The sequence below is a fragment of the Mucilaginibacter sp. genome (assembly GCF_035492695.1).
Classification (GTDB): domain Bacteria; phylum Bacteroidota; class Bacteroidia; order Sphingobacteriales; family Sphingobacteriaceae; genus Mucilaginibacter.
The window spans coordinates 1-14,434 of the sequence record NZ_DATJJC010000032.1; the positions used below are offsets into that span (position 1 = coordinate 1).

Annotated in this window: 13 protein-coding genes; 6 read left to right on the forward strand and 7 right to left on the reverse strand. The window is 45.8% G+C overall.

The annotated features are described in order from the left end of the window. Positions 1–662: 662 nt before the first annotated feature. The 3 genes from VL525_RS18990 to VL525_RS19000 form a co-directional block, all read right to left on the reverse strand. Positions 663–971: a hypothetical protein gene (locus VL525_RS18990; RefSeq protein ID WP_325388607.1), complete on the reverse strand. Its 309-nt coding sequence runs from the start codon at positions 969–971 to the stop codon at positions 663–665. Continuing rightward, complete coding sequence (locus tag VL525_RS18995; RefSeq protein WP_325388608.1) at positions 971–1,306, reverse strand: hypothetical protein; 336 nt, start codon at positions 1,304–1,306, stop codon at positions 971–973. The genes VL525_RS18990 and VL525_RS18995 overlap by 1 nt, the downstream gene beginning before the upstream one ends. Before the next feature lie 544 nt (positions 1,307–1,850). Further along, positions 1,851–2,564, reverse strand: coding sequence for a hypothetical protein (locus tag VL525_RS19000; RefSeq protein WP_325388609.1), 714 nt, complete (start codon positions 2,562–2,564; stop codon positions 1,851–1,853). Positions 2,565–2,762: 198 nt separating this feature from the next. On the opposite strand from VL525_RS19000, the gene VL525_RS19005 reads away from it, so the two are divergent. From VL525_RS19005 to VL525_RS19020, 4 genes are all read left to right on the forward strand, one after another. Continuing rightward, on the forward strand, positions 2,763–3,251 hold the full coding sequence (locus VL525_RS19005; protein WP_325388610.1) for a hypothetical protein: 489 nt from the start codon (positions 2,763–2,765) through the stop codon (positions 3,249–3,251). A 524-nt stretch (positions 3,252–3,775) separates the two neighbouring features. Further along, on the forward strand, positions 3,776–4,600 hold the full coding sequence (locus VL525_RS19010; RefSeq protein ID WP_325388611.1) for a HipA family kinase: 825 nt from the start codon (positions 3,776–3,778) through the stop codon (positions 4,598–4,600). Next, on the forward strand, positions 4,597–5,148 hold the full coding sequence (locus tag VL525_RS19015; protein WP_325388612.1) for a DUF3037 domain-containing protein: 552 nt from the start codon (positions 4,597–4,599) through the stop codon (positions 5,146–5,148). The genes VL525_RS19010 and VL525_RS19015 overlap by 4 nt, the downstream gene beginning before the upstream one ends. Positions 5,149–5,344: 196 nt before the next feature. Beyond that, positions 5,345–6,391 carry a reverse transcriptase family protein gene (locus VL525_RS19020; protein ID WP_325388613.1) on the forward strand — a complete coding sequence of 349 codons (1,047 nt, stop codon included), beginning with the start codon at positions 5,345–5,347 and terminating at the stop codon, positions 6,389–6,391. A gap of 752 nt (positions 6,392–7,143) precedes the next feature. Here VL525_RS19020 and VL525_RS19025 read toward each other — a convergent pair. The 4 genes from VL525_RS19025 to VL525_RS19040 form a co-directional block, all read right to left on the reverse strand. Then, complete coding sequence (locus VL525_RS19025) at positions 7,144–8,133, reverse strand: ABC transporter ATP-binding protein (protein WP_325388614.1); 990 nt, start codon at positions 8,131–8,133, stop codon at positions 7,144–7,146. A 132-nt stretch (positions 8,134–8,265) separates the two neighbouring features. After that, the gene (locus VL525_RS19030; protein WP_325388615.1) at positions 8,266–9,081 is read right to left on the reverse strand and encodes an outer membrane beta-barrel protein; all 816 of its coding nucleotides are present in this window, start codon (positions 9,079–9,081) and stop codon (positions 8,266–8,268) included. Positions 9,082–9,202: 121 nt separating this feature from the next. Further along, complete coding sequence (locus tag VL525_RS19035; RefSeq protein WP_325388616.1) at positions 9,203–10,015, reverse strand: hypothetical protein; 813 nt, start codon at positions 10,013–10,015, stop codon at positions 9,203–9,205. Then, entirely contained in the window at positions 10,005–10,574 is a 570-nt protein-coding gene (locus VL525_RS19040) for a sigma-70 family RNA polymerase sigma factor (RefSeq protein ID WP_325389031.1), read from the reverse strand. Before VL525_RS19040 ends, VL525_RS19035 begins: the two co-directional genes overlap by 11 nt. 333 nt (positions 10,575–10,907) lie before the next feature. Between VL525_RS19040 and VL525_RS19045 the strand changes: the two genes are divergently transcribed. Continuing rightward, entirely contained in the window at positions 10,908–12,179 is a 1,272-nt protein-coding gene (locus VL525_RS19045; protein WP_325388617.1) for a metal-dependent hydrolase family protein, read from the forward strand. Positions 12,180–12,221: 42 nt separating this feature from the next. Next, the gene (locus VL525_RS19050; RefSeq protein WP_325388618.1) at positions 12,222–14,411 is read left to right on the forward strand and encodes an alpha-galactosidase; all 2,190 of its coding nucleotides are present in this window, start codon (positions 12,222–12,224) and stop codon (positions 14,409–14,411) included. Positions 14,412–14,434: the final 23 nt, after the last annotated feature.

A 14,434-nucleotide genomic window follows, 5' to 3' on the forward strand; every position in this document is an offset into this window, starting at 1 on the left:
TGTCAGCGCTAATGGTTTCTTTGCCGCACGGGCCTTATCCGCACAATAAAACAGAACCTAAGGCCGGAAATCTTCGCCCGGGCTACCTTGCAGCTTTATTACCCTGCATGGCTCTGATTTAATGCCTTTACAGCCGCACTAACCCTCATGTTCTGTTTTATTTTTGGCCGAAACACAGAGCGCTGACGGGATGCCACAATTAATTCCCCTCTCGGGACGGGCGCGTTAGCCTGTGTGGTTGCCAGGGGCGGGTTTCGCCGCCATGCTTATCCCCCGATTTCCAACGCACACCATCAGTCAAAACAGAGTTTCGTTTAAATGATGAATTCACCCCCGCTCATTGCCGCGGGGGCTAGTTACTTTCCCTTAGATGGAAAGTAACCAAAGATCAAGTCAGCGCTAATGGTTTCTTTGCCGCACGGGCCTGATCCGCACGATAAAACAGAACCTAAGGCCGGAAATCTTCGCCCGGGCTACCTTGCGGCTTCATTACCCTGCATGGCTCTGATTTAATGCCTTTACAGCCGCACTATCCCTCATGTTCTGTTTTATTTTTGGCCGAAACACAGAGCGCTGACGGGATGCCACAATTAATTCCCCTCTCGGGAGGGGGCGCGTTAGCCTTTGTGGTTGTCAGGGGTGGGTTTCGCCGCCCTGCCAACTTACTTCCCCGTCGGCTTAAACTGGTTGCTCAGCCGGGTCGAATCTCCGCCGAAGGGTTGCCAGGCCTTGTCGGCCGAAAGACGCACACCCGTAGTAGCCTGCCTGTCGGTTGCGGTATAGCCGCCCACTTCCAGCTCGCGTATCTCGCGTTCAATCAGCGAAAGTTCTTCCCGCAGTTTGGCCACACGCGCCACCTGGTTCAGCCGGTTGCTCAGCGACTCGTCAAAACGATAGTTATCCAATAATATTTTCCTGATATCCTCTCTAAGGCCTGCTGCCTTCTTTTTGAGGTTTGGTAAGCGTTTCATTAAAAAGATTCTAAGTAATGGTTTTGCCGGTAGTGGCATATCACCTCTATCAGCTCGTTAATTTGTGCGGCAGGCACCTTGGTGCGGCCGTTGGTGGTATATACAAAAATATTCCCCGGCTCCTCAATCGTTACGTATCCCATATAATTCATGTCGTTCGGCTGGCCCCGGTAAGGTTTGCCGCCACCGTTGTCATCGTCATTCGCACCAACGCCGGCGCCATTGTAAATATTGTATATGTAGCTAAGCAGGCCCCGGCTATCCGGGTTTACCTGTATCTCGGGTATTATCCTGTAAGGCACCCCAGCGCCTGCAGTTGTAAATATTGTTTCCATTGGTAATGTACTGATACATACATACGTATAAAACCACGGAAAGTTTGTTTTATTACCCCCTGCGGTTATTTGTGACAGGGGGATGATGAGGGGAGTGAATGGTGAGTGGTGAGTAGTGAGTAGTGAATGGTGAATAGTGAATAGTAGTAAATACTGAATAAAAAAGTTGGGGGTATACTAAAGTGGAGTTTGCGCTGAGTTGATTTAAGGGGAAGCATGGTGTGGGGTGCGTATTTACCGCCAACTATTCTGATAACTATCAGGAACGCCTTCATGGCCTTAAGCCAGTGTCATTACGTTAAAGAAAAATGGCGATAATGAACGCGCTCCATTGACTCACCCCGACGACGCTACGCTGGTCGGCCCTCTCTTTGCTGCGCATAAAGAGGGCATTTCAGATCTTTTGCGAATTACCCTAAACAGGCGTATGCTATACAAGTCCGCCGTCCGCTTGTATAAGATTTCTCCTCGCTGCGCTCGTTCGAAATGACATAGATTATTAAACCGAGTATCAAAAACTTCCGGACTTGCGCGGACTTCCCCCCTAAAAAAACCGCACAAAATACCCGGCTACCGATTGCCACAGGGCGGTATGGGGCAGAAAATAAATGCTGTAGTGCGATACTGCCAGGATGATGAACGCGATGATATAGGCGCGGGCGTTGTTCCCTTTCACCCAGTCGTAAACGATGAGGCCGACGAGGGCCAGGTCGGGTATTAAAAAGCCAAGCAGCAATGCTTCTGACTCCATGTGCAATACGTGTACGAAAACCCTGCGCATCCCCGCGCCCACGATGGCCAGCGAGGTGGCTATCATGTACCGCATGTGGTACGGGGTGCGGTGCTTGTTGATGATGGCCAGCAGGTACAGCACCGCGAAATCGAATATCTGGTAAACCTGAAAATACGTTCCGGCGAGGATGTCCGGACGGGGTTTATGCGCAGCCACCGCGTTCAGGTACGCCTCGCGGGCGATGAAATGGATAGAAACGATGATACAGGGAACCAACACATAGGTAAACCTGCCGATGATGCGATGCGCCCTGTATTTGCCGTACCGGATGAGCAGGGGCTGCACAAACAGCAGCACAAACCAGGTGCTGAACAGCAGGCCGTGTATATGCTGGATAGCGGTAACGTTATTAAAACTCGGGAAGAGCCCGAAATAGGTTTTGAAAAAGCCCAGCACTACAATGCCGAAAATAGCGACAAACAGCCAGCTGACATTTTTATAGCCTTTCTCTATCGAAGAATCCATTGCGATTTAGTTTACAGGCTGTAAGGTAGGTAATTATTTTAAAACTAAGTCTCCCGATCCGACTTCCATACCGACACATACTTCCGCGGCTCCGCTCATGTGACGACTATCATTATTTGGCGTGCCGCAGGTCATAGGTATCCGGGCCAAATCGGCGGAGCTTTACTGTTCATAGCCAGTTACTTAAAAAATCAGATCATGAAAAGAAAGTCAATGATGCTAAGCATGGCAATAGTGCTGCTGAGCGTTTCGGCAGGCGCGTTTGCGCAGGTTACCCGTACCGATACCTTGCCAACCGTTTATATTACGGCCAAATCGGTAGTGGCAAAAAAAGTGAGCGATGCCTTTAAGCAGCAGTTTAAGGAAGCCGTGGGCCCGCGCTGGTTCAGGATAAACAGGGAATATCTGGTGAAATTTGTATCGAAAGATCAAAAAAACCATGCCCTGTACCACAATAAGGGGCAATTGGTTTACCATATCAGCTACGGCGATAAAACAGGCTTGCCCAAAGCTATCAGCGACAAGGTAACCTCAAGCTATTCGGACGGCAAAATAACCACCGCTATTAACGTGCACCAGGACGACCGGAATATTTGGGTGATCAACGTTGAAACTCCAAAATTGCTGATCCTGATACGCGAGGAAGACGGCGAAATAACCGAAATGGAGCGCTATCAGAAAGGATAATAAAAAAACCGGTTTAATAAGTGTGATTTAATAAGCGCAGGGTTCCCTAACCGGAGCCCTGCGTTATTTGAGCCTATGGTACAATAAGAGATCGTGCATAAATATTGGTCACGAGTACGCCACGCTCGGGCTAACGCTGCATACTCGCGCCAGGAGGGGGGGGAACTACGGCAAGCGTACAGAATCAAAAATTCCCCTCCCCGGATGGGGTGCGGCTGGCTTTGCGGCGGCAGGGGTGGGTGTGCGCCGGGTGCGTGCGCTTTTGTCTGAACCAGGATTCGTAGGATCAAAAGATTGGCAGGATGCTGGTTTGATAACCTAAACAAAGTAATTCAGCTACTGAGCATGGTGACCACAAGCCGCGAGGCTTGCGGTGGCGGGGGGAATCAAAAATTCTTCCCTCCCAAATGCTATCGGCGGGCTTTCTATTCAGACACTGTTGCGGTAGCGGGAGAAATGTTACTATGTCGTCTCACAACCTTCCAAACATTTATCTTTGAATAAATAATTGTCATCGCACCAAATTGAAGAATCTTATACCAACTAGATACGATAGTTTAATAGACCTTGGCGGATCGACCAAGCCCTGGAAAGTCTTTGCAATTATCGACGATGAAAATGTGCCTATTGAAAAACCTTATGTCGTTAAATTGTTTTCCCCGTCTCAGGCTAAACAGCACCCCGGTATAGCTAAAGAGTTTATTTGCAATGCCCTTGCAAATGATTTTGATTTATTTGTACCAACTGCTGGAATTATAAATTTAAATGAGACGACATTCTTACGAACATTAAGCCGAAGAGAACAATATATACTAAAACAGAAATTTGATGGTAATACATTTGCTAGTGAGCTGCTAAATGCTTCATTGGTTAATGAACAAATGCGAGGTCTTATTTCAATAGAAGAAACAGCAATGATTTACGCCTTTGATTGCTTTATACTCAATATTGACCGCTGGGGATTTCGAAAAAAGCCAAATTTGATGATTTACAATGGCGATGCTATGTTGATTGATCATGAGCTTACCTTTTCTTTTATTGATTCAGAAAGTAGAAAAACGCTTGATCAGATTCTAAAAGCAATAAATGAAAAAAGACTAATCTACCCTTTTACAAATCACCTTTTTTTTAACTTATTGCGTGCCTATAAAGGCAACAAAGAAATTCTTTTTGATACCTTTCAGGAATATCTAAGGTCGATTAATCTTGGGGAACTAAAACGCTTAATTGATAAATTACAGGCAAATGATATTGATGTTGGAGCAACAGAGTTATTATTTGAATATATTAGAGAATTAAAGGGAAATTCAAAACATTTTTCTAATACACTGTTGAACACTATTTTATGAAGAAGACATATACATATAGTTTATTGCAATATCGGCACTCCATTGTATTAGGTGAAGTACTTAACATTGGATTACTTGTTTATTTTCCAATCGAAAGTCGGATTCGATTCATTTATCCTGAAAATTTTAAAAGGATCAAGACCCTATACAATAATTTCCCGGAAAGAACAATTATTTCATATTTTGAATATTTTAATCAACGTGTTGACGAGTTGAATAAAAAACCAGAAGTGTTTTATAAATATGAAATAAACAATAGTTTAAGAACCCTCATAGAAAATGAATTTCTTTCTGCAGATTCTTCTATTTTGCAATTTAGCAATTATCATAAGGCTATATTGTACACTGAGGATTTGAATACTTTGATAATGAAATTGTCTAATCTGTATTTTCCATCTGACGATATAGTCGTTAAAAATGAATTCATTGTTTCAAATAAAAACATCCAAAAAAAAGACGATTGGATAAGACCAGACATAAAAAATAAAATTGTTAAAATAGATAAGGATTTTATATTTTTACCAAATAAGAATGAATTATCATTCTAGAAAACATTCCTAGTTTGCTAGGACTTGGTCGGGTGAGTCACCCCGCTGTATATGAATAAGTTTTCAAGCTGTTGCGTGGAACATAATCCAAAAGTCTCCCCCCTACGGGCTGCCTTCCGACTATTTGTCTCATGTTCCACGCTTTGTTCAGATGGGTCTAAGATATTTTCTTAGGCCCATAAATGATTTATAGGGTATGACATATGACTATTATGAAAAAAGGTTTAGGATAAAGGCATATGAAGCGGGATATTCGGAAGATGACATTCAAAAATGCTTGATATACGCAAAACCCTTACTTGACAAAAATCTTCCTGTAATTTACAATACCGCTAACCTATCCGCCTTAGTTGGCTATAACAAAAGTTATTTAAAAAAATCCGCATTATTTACGAATTCATTCTATCGGTCATTTTCGGTAAGAAAGAAAAATTCCAATAAATTAAGGTATTTAAAAGAACCTCTGCCTAGCTTGAAAGAAATCCAGATTTGGATATTAGAAAATATTCTTTATTTAATTCCCGTCAGTAAATTCGCGAAAGCGTACGTTCCGAAAAGAAATATTTTAGAAAATGTGAGATTTCATAAGAATAAAGATAAAATCGTAAGCTTAGATATTGAGAATTTTTTCCCTTCTATACGAAGAACGTATGTTGAAAATATATTTAAAGCTCTCGGCTATTCCTCAAACGTTTCAAACTTACTAAGTAAACTTTGTTGTTGTGACGAAATACTACCTCAGGGTGCTCCTACAAGTCCATACCTTTCAAATTTATATTTACGAGAATTCGATGATAATATTGCAGGTTACTGCTTGCAGAAAAAAATTCGATATACCAGATACGCTGACGATTTGACCTTTTCAGGAACTTTCGACGAAAATGAACTTATTAATTTCGTAAAAAATGAACTCATACTGATAAAGTTGAATCTTAATAAAGAAAAGACAAAAATTTTGAAGCCTGATCAAAGGCAAATCGTAACTGGAATTGTTGTAAATAAAATAATTCAAATTCCAAAAGATCAACGTAAGCAAATCAGACAAGAAATCTATTATTTAAAAAAATACGGGCTAACCGATCATTTAATAAAAACTAAAAACTTTAGATCAAATTATATAGGGCATCTGATTGGTAAAATTAACTACGCACTATATGTTAATCCCAATGACAACGAGATGAAAGAGTACAAGGAATATCTTTACGCATCATACATCGAGTCGCCTAGAAGAAGTTCCCTTTAGGCCAGATCTTACAGATTTATAAGGCGTTACGGTTGTTTCCAACTACCTACGTACGCAATGGTACCTGGCGCTTCCGCGCAGCGAACGAATAAACGTGATCTGCGGAATTGTGTACCACGCGCGGACGTTGGCGCTTTTTAAACTGCACAAACTCCAAAACACGAAGCCTGTTTAACGCGCAAAAACGGCAGCAATTTGTTTTAACTCATTTTCCGGTGTTTTTAAGCTGCAATTACCGGCTTTATGTTGCCTTAAAAGTCCTGTTATGGGCTTTCGCTAAAACGCTGTATATCAATACCCTGGCAGCGCAGTTATACACTGGCGTAGCAAGTGTTACACTAAGACAGGCATTAGTGTATAGCTTACAGCGCTGATAACCTGGTGTTTACCATTGCAAAACGCAGCGGGACGGCGTTACCGGTAACACTTCGTGTTTCGGCAGATGGTCCCGGATATCATGGTTTACACGTTTTGCGGTTAAAATTTACTAAACTATTGATAGTCAATTATTTAACTACATAAGCAGATAAAATTGTGTTAACCATGTTAACCCTCATTTTTTGAATGCCGTGGCATACTGATAGCTATCGGCGGCAACGCCCATTTAAGGAAATCAGGGTTCGTTGATTAGCATGTGCAGAGATGGCTGCGTTCCTCGCCATGACGGTGTGGGCGGGCCGCTCCAACTTTGGGACTTATACGCTCCCGATAGCTATCGGCACGCTACTCCGATCTCTGACATCCGACCTCCCTCAATACTCCAGATACCGCACCACCTTCAGCGCTATTTTGCTGCCTTCGCCGTACTTGCCGGCCTGGCCGTTCAGGATGCGCAGGGTTACGCCCTTGTTTTCGAGCAGCAGTTCCTCGTAAAAACCTTTGAAAAGCACCTGTTTAACCACCCAGCGGCGGTTGCGCCAACTGGTGGTGGCCTCCACCCATTCGGGGTAAAGCATCACATGTGTCTTTTTGGCTTTAATGCCGCAAATAGCGGCTTCGGCAGCTGTAAGCACATTGCAGCGGGCCAGCAGGCGCGCGGTGTACAGGTACCCGGGATCGTTATATATCTTTTGCGGGTTACCGGCCTCCAGTATTTCGCCGTCCTTAAAAACCACCAGCGTATCGGCCATGGAAAGCACTTCGGCCGGGTCGTGCGATACCATGACGACCGTGAGGCCCGTATCCTTCACCACCTGCCGTATATCCTCCTGCAGCCCGTCGCGGAACGAGGTATCCACCTGGTTAAAGGGTTCGTCGAGCAGCAGCACTTCGGGTTCGGTAACCAGGGCGCGGGCTATGGCAACACGCTGCTTTTCGCCGCCGCTCAGGTCGGCAATGCGCTTGTCGGCCAGGGCCAGCATGTTCAGCTGTTTTAGCACCTTTTCGGTTTTCTCCTGCTTGGCTTTTACATTGGTGTTGGGCAGCAGTACGGATATATTGTCGCGCACTTTGGCAAACAGGTTCAGTTCGCCTTCTTCCTGGGTCACCATCTTCATGGCATCATGACCGGGTATTAGTTTTTCCTCCGGTCCCCAGATGCGTTCGCCCCTGAATTGTACTTCGCCTTCGTCGGGCGACAGCAGCCCGTAAAGCAAACGGAGCAGGGTACTTTTGCCGCTGCCGCTTGCGCCGATAATGGCCGTAACCTGCCCCGGCTGAATATCGAGATCAGTATTTTTAACGCCCCCGCCGCCGGGGTATGTTTTGGTGATGGATTTTGCCTGCAAGAAAGGTGTGGACATTCTTCAAATATAGCTGAAAGTCGGGAAGTCCGGAAGTCCGTGTAAGTCCGAAAGCCAATTTTGGTTGAAACAAAAAAGTCCGGAAACCCATCTTGCGGACTTCCGGACTTGTGCGGTCTTTCGGACTCAAAATCAGAACCCAAACGTCAGACCGAATGAGAAGTTCTTCAATCCTTTTTGGTCGGGGCTGTTCTCAAACATATCGTTCGCATAGTATTTGGCAAACACGCCCCAGCCTGCGTAGCCCATGCGCACAAAACCGCCGTACCGAACCTTGGCAAAGTGGTAGTCGTCGTCAATTTTCTGCTTGCCATGTTCCGCACTGATCTGTTTTACGCGGCCGTTTAGCAATATTCCTGCTTCGGGCCCGATGACGAAGTGGAAGCGGTTACCACGGTCGTCCTCTCTGGTGCGGAAATCAAACGACAGCGGTATACGCAGGTAGCTGGACGAAAAGCGGTTCTTGCTGTAGTGGATACTGTCTGTCCGGTAGGTAAGCACGGGCTGATTGGGCAGGATGGTAATATCCTGGCGCAGGCGTATCAGTGTCCAGTCGAATCCGCCGGACAGGTATATCTTAAAGCCGTCGCTCATCCTCACCCCCATCTGGAACACATCGAAACCTACATTGCTGCTCTTCCACGACCGGTAGTTCAAAAACTGGTTCTGCGGCGACAGTGTAAAGCTGCCGTTATCGATCAGGGTGGTCAGCCCCAGGTCGAACCGGGAGAAAGTGAGGCCGATAGAAGCTTTGGGATAGCTGTGTTCATCATGATGCCTGTGATGTCTCCAGGGCATGCTATTATCGTCATCATCGTGATAACCGATATGTATATCCCCGTTATTTGACGTATCTGCTGACGACTTCACCGAGTCGGTTTTGGTATCCTGTGCAAACAAAGTTGTTGCAGCCGCGCATATCATCGCGGTAATTAGTAAACGTTTCATATCAATCGTGTATTAGTATTATTTGTGATTTTATTGGTCATTAGTCATTGGGCATTTACGCCTCACCTTAAGTCCCATTTTAGCATCTGCACATCCGGATATCCGCACATCTGCACATTACTTATTTCTCCGCCCTCTCCTCTGCCTTCACCTTTACCGGGCCTATATTTACCGCCGTTATCATCGACTCGTCATCATCCGAATCGCTAAACTCTATAGCCTTATCTTTGCGTTTGTCCACCTTGGCCACCACAAGGTTCACCAGGTCGCCAAAGCTGTGTATGCCATGTCTTTTCACCTGTTTTGCGGGCTGTTTACCAACCGGCGCCTGCGCTATGGCCTGCTGCGGTTTGGTTACCTGCGGGGTATTATCTGCCGGCAGTGTTTTTATGGTCAACTCGGTTGATTTATCCGGCACAACTGCATTTTTAATATCCGTTGTGTTCACTATAGCCAGCAATTCCTTGTCCTGCTCTTTTACTACTTCCGGTGTTTGCTTCACTTCAACCGGTTGGGGTTGATTTGCAATAACCGGTGCTACTTTTTCCTTTTTAGTATTCACATGGGCCATGCGGTTAACCTCCGGTTGCTGCGCAGGTTGTCTTACCGGTTCCGGCTGCTTTACAATTTCCGGTTGCTTAGCAGCAGGCTCAGTTGTTGTTCCGGTTGCGGGGGTTTGTTTCACCGGTACCTTTGCAATACCATTTTTATTATTTTTAGGCCGATCGACCTTAACGTGCCGCGGGATAAACAGCAACCCTGCGGTGATGAGGATGATCACACTTGCCGCAATGCGAAGTACAGGCAGCCAGATCTTTTTGCGGGTTACCGGGTGCAGCTCTTCGTCAACACCCATCCATACCCTTTCGGATGGTTCGGCCTCAAAGCCTTCCAGTTTCGACCGGAATATATCATCAAATTCGTTATCCTGCATAGCCATATTTATTTCCTTCCCTGTTAACAATTTGTTCCTTTAATATTGTTCTCGCCCGTGATAATTGCGATTTCGAGGCACCCTCTGTAATGCCCATTATCCCGGCAATTTCTTTATGCGAATACCCTTCAATAGCATACAGGTTAAAAACCATCCTGTATCCCGGCGAAAGCTTTTGTATCAGCAGCATCAGGTCCTTCGCATCCAGGTTTGCTACTGCTACAGGGTTAACTGATTGCTCTTCGCCTACGTCATCCACGTCCACCACCTGCATCATTTTGTGGTGTTTGCGGTAGTATTCTATCGAGCTGTGCACCATAATCCTGCGTACCCAGCCTTCAAACGAACCGTCGCCCCGGTAATCGTTGATCTTTTGAAACACGCGGATAAAACCGTTCTGCAGCATATCTTCGGCCTCCATCCTGTCGATAGCATATCTTAAGCACACCCCCATCATTTTGGAGGCGAACTGTTTGTAAAGCAACTCCTGGGCTTTTCGTTCGCCGGCTTTGCATTTTATTAACAGTTCTTCAATTGTGTATTTATGTTCCAAAAACATCATTTAAAGGTAAGATGAAAATGGATAGTGAATGGTTGCACGGGTTATAAAATATTTTTGAATTTAGTGGATGAAGATTGTCACAAAGCATTTGTGTCTGGCTTAAGATAGGCGGGATTTGAAGATTACAGGGTGCAAGGCAGAGCTACAAACCTTTTACCTTTCGCCTTTATCCTTTCATCTTAAATATCCGGGCGCCCGGGCGGGCCATTCATTCATACGCCTGCAAGGCATTAGGCACGAGGCCGGTATCCATTATTGTCCCTGGCGCAAATGTACCCGTGGTCACTTTCAGATTATTTTTTTAATTTGCCTTTCCTCTGTTACCAACCAATGAAAAAACTATATCTGCTTGTCATTTTAACATTTTGCGCTTTTTTCGCCTCGGCCAATTTTAAAGCCATCGACACTTCTATTCTGTTGAAACCCGACCGTGTTTTCGACGGGCAGCAAATGCATGCAGGCTGGTGGGTATTAGTGAGAGGAAAACATATCGAAGCCGTGGGCGAACCCGCAACTATTCATGCGCCATCTGATGCCAAAATTATCGAACTGAAAGGAATGACGCTGATGCCCGGAATGATCGAAGGGCATTCGCACCTGTTCCTTCATCCCTACAACGAAACAAGCTGGAACGACCAGGTGCTGACCGAAAGTCGTGCCGAACGCACTGCCAGAGCGATTGTACACGCCAAAGAAACCCTGATGGCCGGCTTAACGACGGTGCGCGACCTGGGCACCGAGGGTGCAGGTTATGATGATGTTGGTTTGAAAACAGCCATTATGAAAGGCATAGTACCGGGGCCGCGGATGCTGGTGGCAACCCGCGCTATCGTGGCGACAGGAAGCTACGGCCCAAAAAGCTTAAACGACAATACCTTTATCCAGGGAGCCGAAGAAGCCGACGGCACAGAGGGCATAACGCGCGTCATCCGCTCGCAGATAGGGCATGGCGCCGATGTGGTTAAAATTTATGCCGATTACCGCTGGGGGCTCGGCGGCACAGCGGCGCCCACTTTCACCGAAGATGAATTGAAGAAAGCTGTTGAGGTGGCTAAAAGTACAGGCAGGATGGTGGCGGTGCATTCCAGTACCGAAGAAGGTATGCGGCGCGCCATTGTAGCCGGAGTAACCACTATCGAGCATGGCGATGGCGGTACGCCCGAACTTTTCAAAATGATGAAGGATAAAGGGATAGCGCTTTGCCCTACGCTTGCTGCCACCGAAGCCATAGAAAGCTATTACCACGGATGGAAGAAAGACAGCGGTGCGGACAATGAAGCTGTAAAGCGCAAACATGACATATTCAGCATGGCTTTAAAAGCAGGCGTTACGATATGCATGGGGGGCGACGTTGGTGTTTTTCCGCATGGCGATAATGCCCGCGAAATGATCCTGATGGCTGAATATGGGATGAAGCCGATAGATGTGCTGCGATCGGCCACCTCGGTAAATGCTGGCGTCTTTAATTTAAAACAACTTGGAAATATCAAACCCGGTTTTCTTGGCGACCTGGTAGCCGTACAAGGTAAGCCGGATGAAGATATCAGTACCGTTAAACAGGTAAAGTTTGTGATGAAGGACGGTGTTATTTATAGGCGGTAATAAGACATATTTTATTAGATTAGCATCTCCCAAATAAACCAAATGAAAAACCATTTATACCGCATTGGCACCGCTGTTGCCACATTTATAATTGTCACCTGTACATTAAAAACAAAGGCGCAGGAAACATTTATCCCTATAGAAACTAAGGACAATGCCATCGTTTTACAGGTGACCAGCGACAAGCATCTTGATATTATTTACTTCGGAAAAAAACTGTCCGATAAGAACGAATACCAAAATACCACCCATTTTTTTCCACTCGATGGCAATGGAGTTTTCAATTCTGCCTACACCACTACCACCCGCAATCTTTTCGAGCCAGCTATTGCCGTTACCAATGCTGACGGTAACAAAACCATCGACCTGGTGTATGTCAGCCATACGCTCGATAAGATCAGCGATGATGTATCTTTAGTACAGGTAAAGTTAAAGGATCCTGTTTATGATATTGACGTAACGCTTTTTTATAAATTGTACAATACTGAAAATGTGATAGAACAATGGAGCGTTATCGAAAACCACGAAAAGGGCAATATCATACTCAATAAATATGCTTCGGCCAATTTGCTCATCCGGGCAAAAAGTTATTGGCTTAAACAATATTTCGGTGGCTGGGCCGAAGAGATGAAGCCTGAAGAATCGCAGTTGACCCATGGAATTAAAACCCTGGACAGTAAGCTTGGCGCACGAGCTGATTATTTTCAGCCGCCGTCATTTATGATCTCGCTGGATAAGCCCTCATCGGAAGATGACGGCGATGTCCTTGTAGCCAACCTGGAATGGAGCGGCAATTACCGGATAGATTTTGAGATGGACCCAACCAATAATTTAAAATTACTGGCGGGTATCAACAACTATGCGTCCGATTACAGCCTTAAACCAAATACACCTTTTGAGACACCAAAACTGGTCTATACCCTCTCGCATCATGGCGCAGGCGAGGCCAGCCGGAACCTGCATACCTGGGCCAGGAAATACCAGATCGTCGACGGGATGGGGCCACGGCTTACCTTGCTGAATAATTGGGAGTCAACTTATTTTGATTTTAACGAACCCAAGCTTTCCGGCTTATTAAAAGACACGAAGAAACTTGGCGTCGACCTGTTTTTACTTGACGATGGCTGGTTCGGCAATAAATACCCGCGTAACGACGATCATGCCGGCCTTGGCGACTGGCAGGTGAACAAAGCCAAATTACCCAATGGCATTGCCCACCTGGTAAAGGAGGCGAAGGATGACGGCGTTAAATTTGGTATCTGGGTCGAGCCTGAAATGGTGAATCCTAAAAGCGAACTATATGAAAAGCATCCCGACTGGGTAGTTAGGCAGCCCAAACGTGATGAATATACCATGCGCAACCAGTTTGTACTCGACCTGAGCAATCCCAAAGTGCAGGAATTTGTATTCGGCATCGTTGATGGCTTATTCACCAAAAACCCCGACCTTGCCTATATCAAATGGGACTGTAACGCAGTGATGTACAATGCCTATTCGGCTTATGAAAAAGACCAATCCAACTTTTATGTCGATTATGTGAAAGGCTTATACAGCGTTTTGGAGAAGCTGCGGGCCAAATATCCCAAAGTGCCCATGATGCTTTGCTCGGGCGGTGGAGGCAGGGTCGATTATGGCGCATTGAAATACTTTACCGAATACTGGCCAAGCGACGATACCGAACCTATTGAACGGGTGTTTATCCAATGGGAATATTCGTATTTATACCCCGCTCTTGCCAGTTCAAACCACGTGACCGACTGGGGCAAGGAACCCATTAAATTCCGGGTCGATGTGGCGATGATGGGCAAATTGGGCTTCGACATAGTTGTGAGCAAGCTTTCGCCCGACCAACTGGCTTTTTGCCAGCAGGCCATTAAAAATTACAGAGATTTCTCCGAAGCGATATGGCACGGCGACCAGTACCGCCTGCAAAGTCCGTGGGATAACGACGCAGCGTCCGTTATGTACATGGATGCAGCGAAATCCAAAGGCATTATGTTCAACTACCTCGTCAATAACCGCTACCATAAAGGAACCTTCGCACCTATCAAATTAAAAGGCCTCGATGCCGGTAAAAAATATAGCGTTAAAGAGATCAATCTATACCCTGGAACAAGGTCGGGCATAAAGGAAGGCGTTTATAGCGGCGATTTCCTGATGACGGTGGGTATCAACCCGGAGGTGCGCGAAGGAAGGACGAGTGTGGTACTGGCGATTGCGGAAATAAAATAACCTTTCCACGCCATGTCATTTCG

Excerpts from the sequence above, each read along its gene's own strand:
- VL525_RS18990 (WP_325388607.1), bottom strand. The coding sequence starts at position 971 with ATGAAACGCTTACCAAACCTCAAAAAGAAGGCAGCAGGCCTTAGAGAG.
- VL525_RS18995 (WP_325388608.1), bottom strand. The coding sequence starts at position 1,306 with ATGGAAACAATATTTACAACTGCAGGCGCTGGGGTGCCTTACAGGATA.
- VL525_RS19000 (WP_325388609.1), bottom strand. The coding sequence starts at position 2,564 with ATGGATTCTTCGATAGAGAAAGGCTATAAAAATGTCAGCTGGCTGTTT.
- VL525_RS19005 (WP_325388610.1), top strand. The coding sequence starts at position 2,763 with ATGAAAAGAAAGTCAATGATGCTAAGCATGGCAATAGTGCTGCTGAGC.
- VL525_RS19015 (WP_325388612.1), top strand. The coding sequence starts at position 4,597 with ATGAAGAAGACATATACATATAGTTTATTGCAATATCGGCACTCCATT.
- VL525_RS19020 (WP_325388613.1), top strand. The coding sequence starts at position 5,345 with ATGACATATGACTATTATGAAAAAAGGTTTAGGATAAAGGCATATGAA.
- VL525_RS19025 (WP_325388614.1), bottom strand. The coding sequence starts at position 8,133 with ATGTCCACACCTTTCTTGCAGGCAAAATCCATCACCAAAACATACCCC.
- VL525_RS19030 (WP_325388615.1), bottom strand. The coding sequence starts at position 9,081 with ATGAAACGTTTACTAATTACCGCGATGATATGCGCGGCTGCAACAACT.
- VL525_RS19035 (WP_325388616.1), bottom strand. The coding sequence starts at position 10,015 with ATGCAGGATAACGAATTTGATGATATATTCCGGTCGAAACTGGAAGGC.
- VL525_RS19040 (WP_325389031.1), bottom strand. The coding sequence starts at position 10,574 with ATGTTTTTGGAACATAAATACACAATTGAAGAACTGTTAATAAAATGC.
- VL525_RS19045 (WP_325388617.1), top strand. The coding sequence starts at position 10,908 with ATGAAAAAACTATATCTGCTTGTCATTTTAACATTTTGCGCTTTTTTC.
- VL525_RS19050 (WP_325388618.1), top strand. The coding sequence starts at position 12,222 with ATGAAAAACCATTTATACCGCATTGGCACCGCTGTTGCCACATTTATA.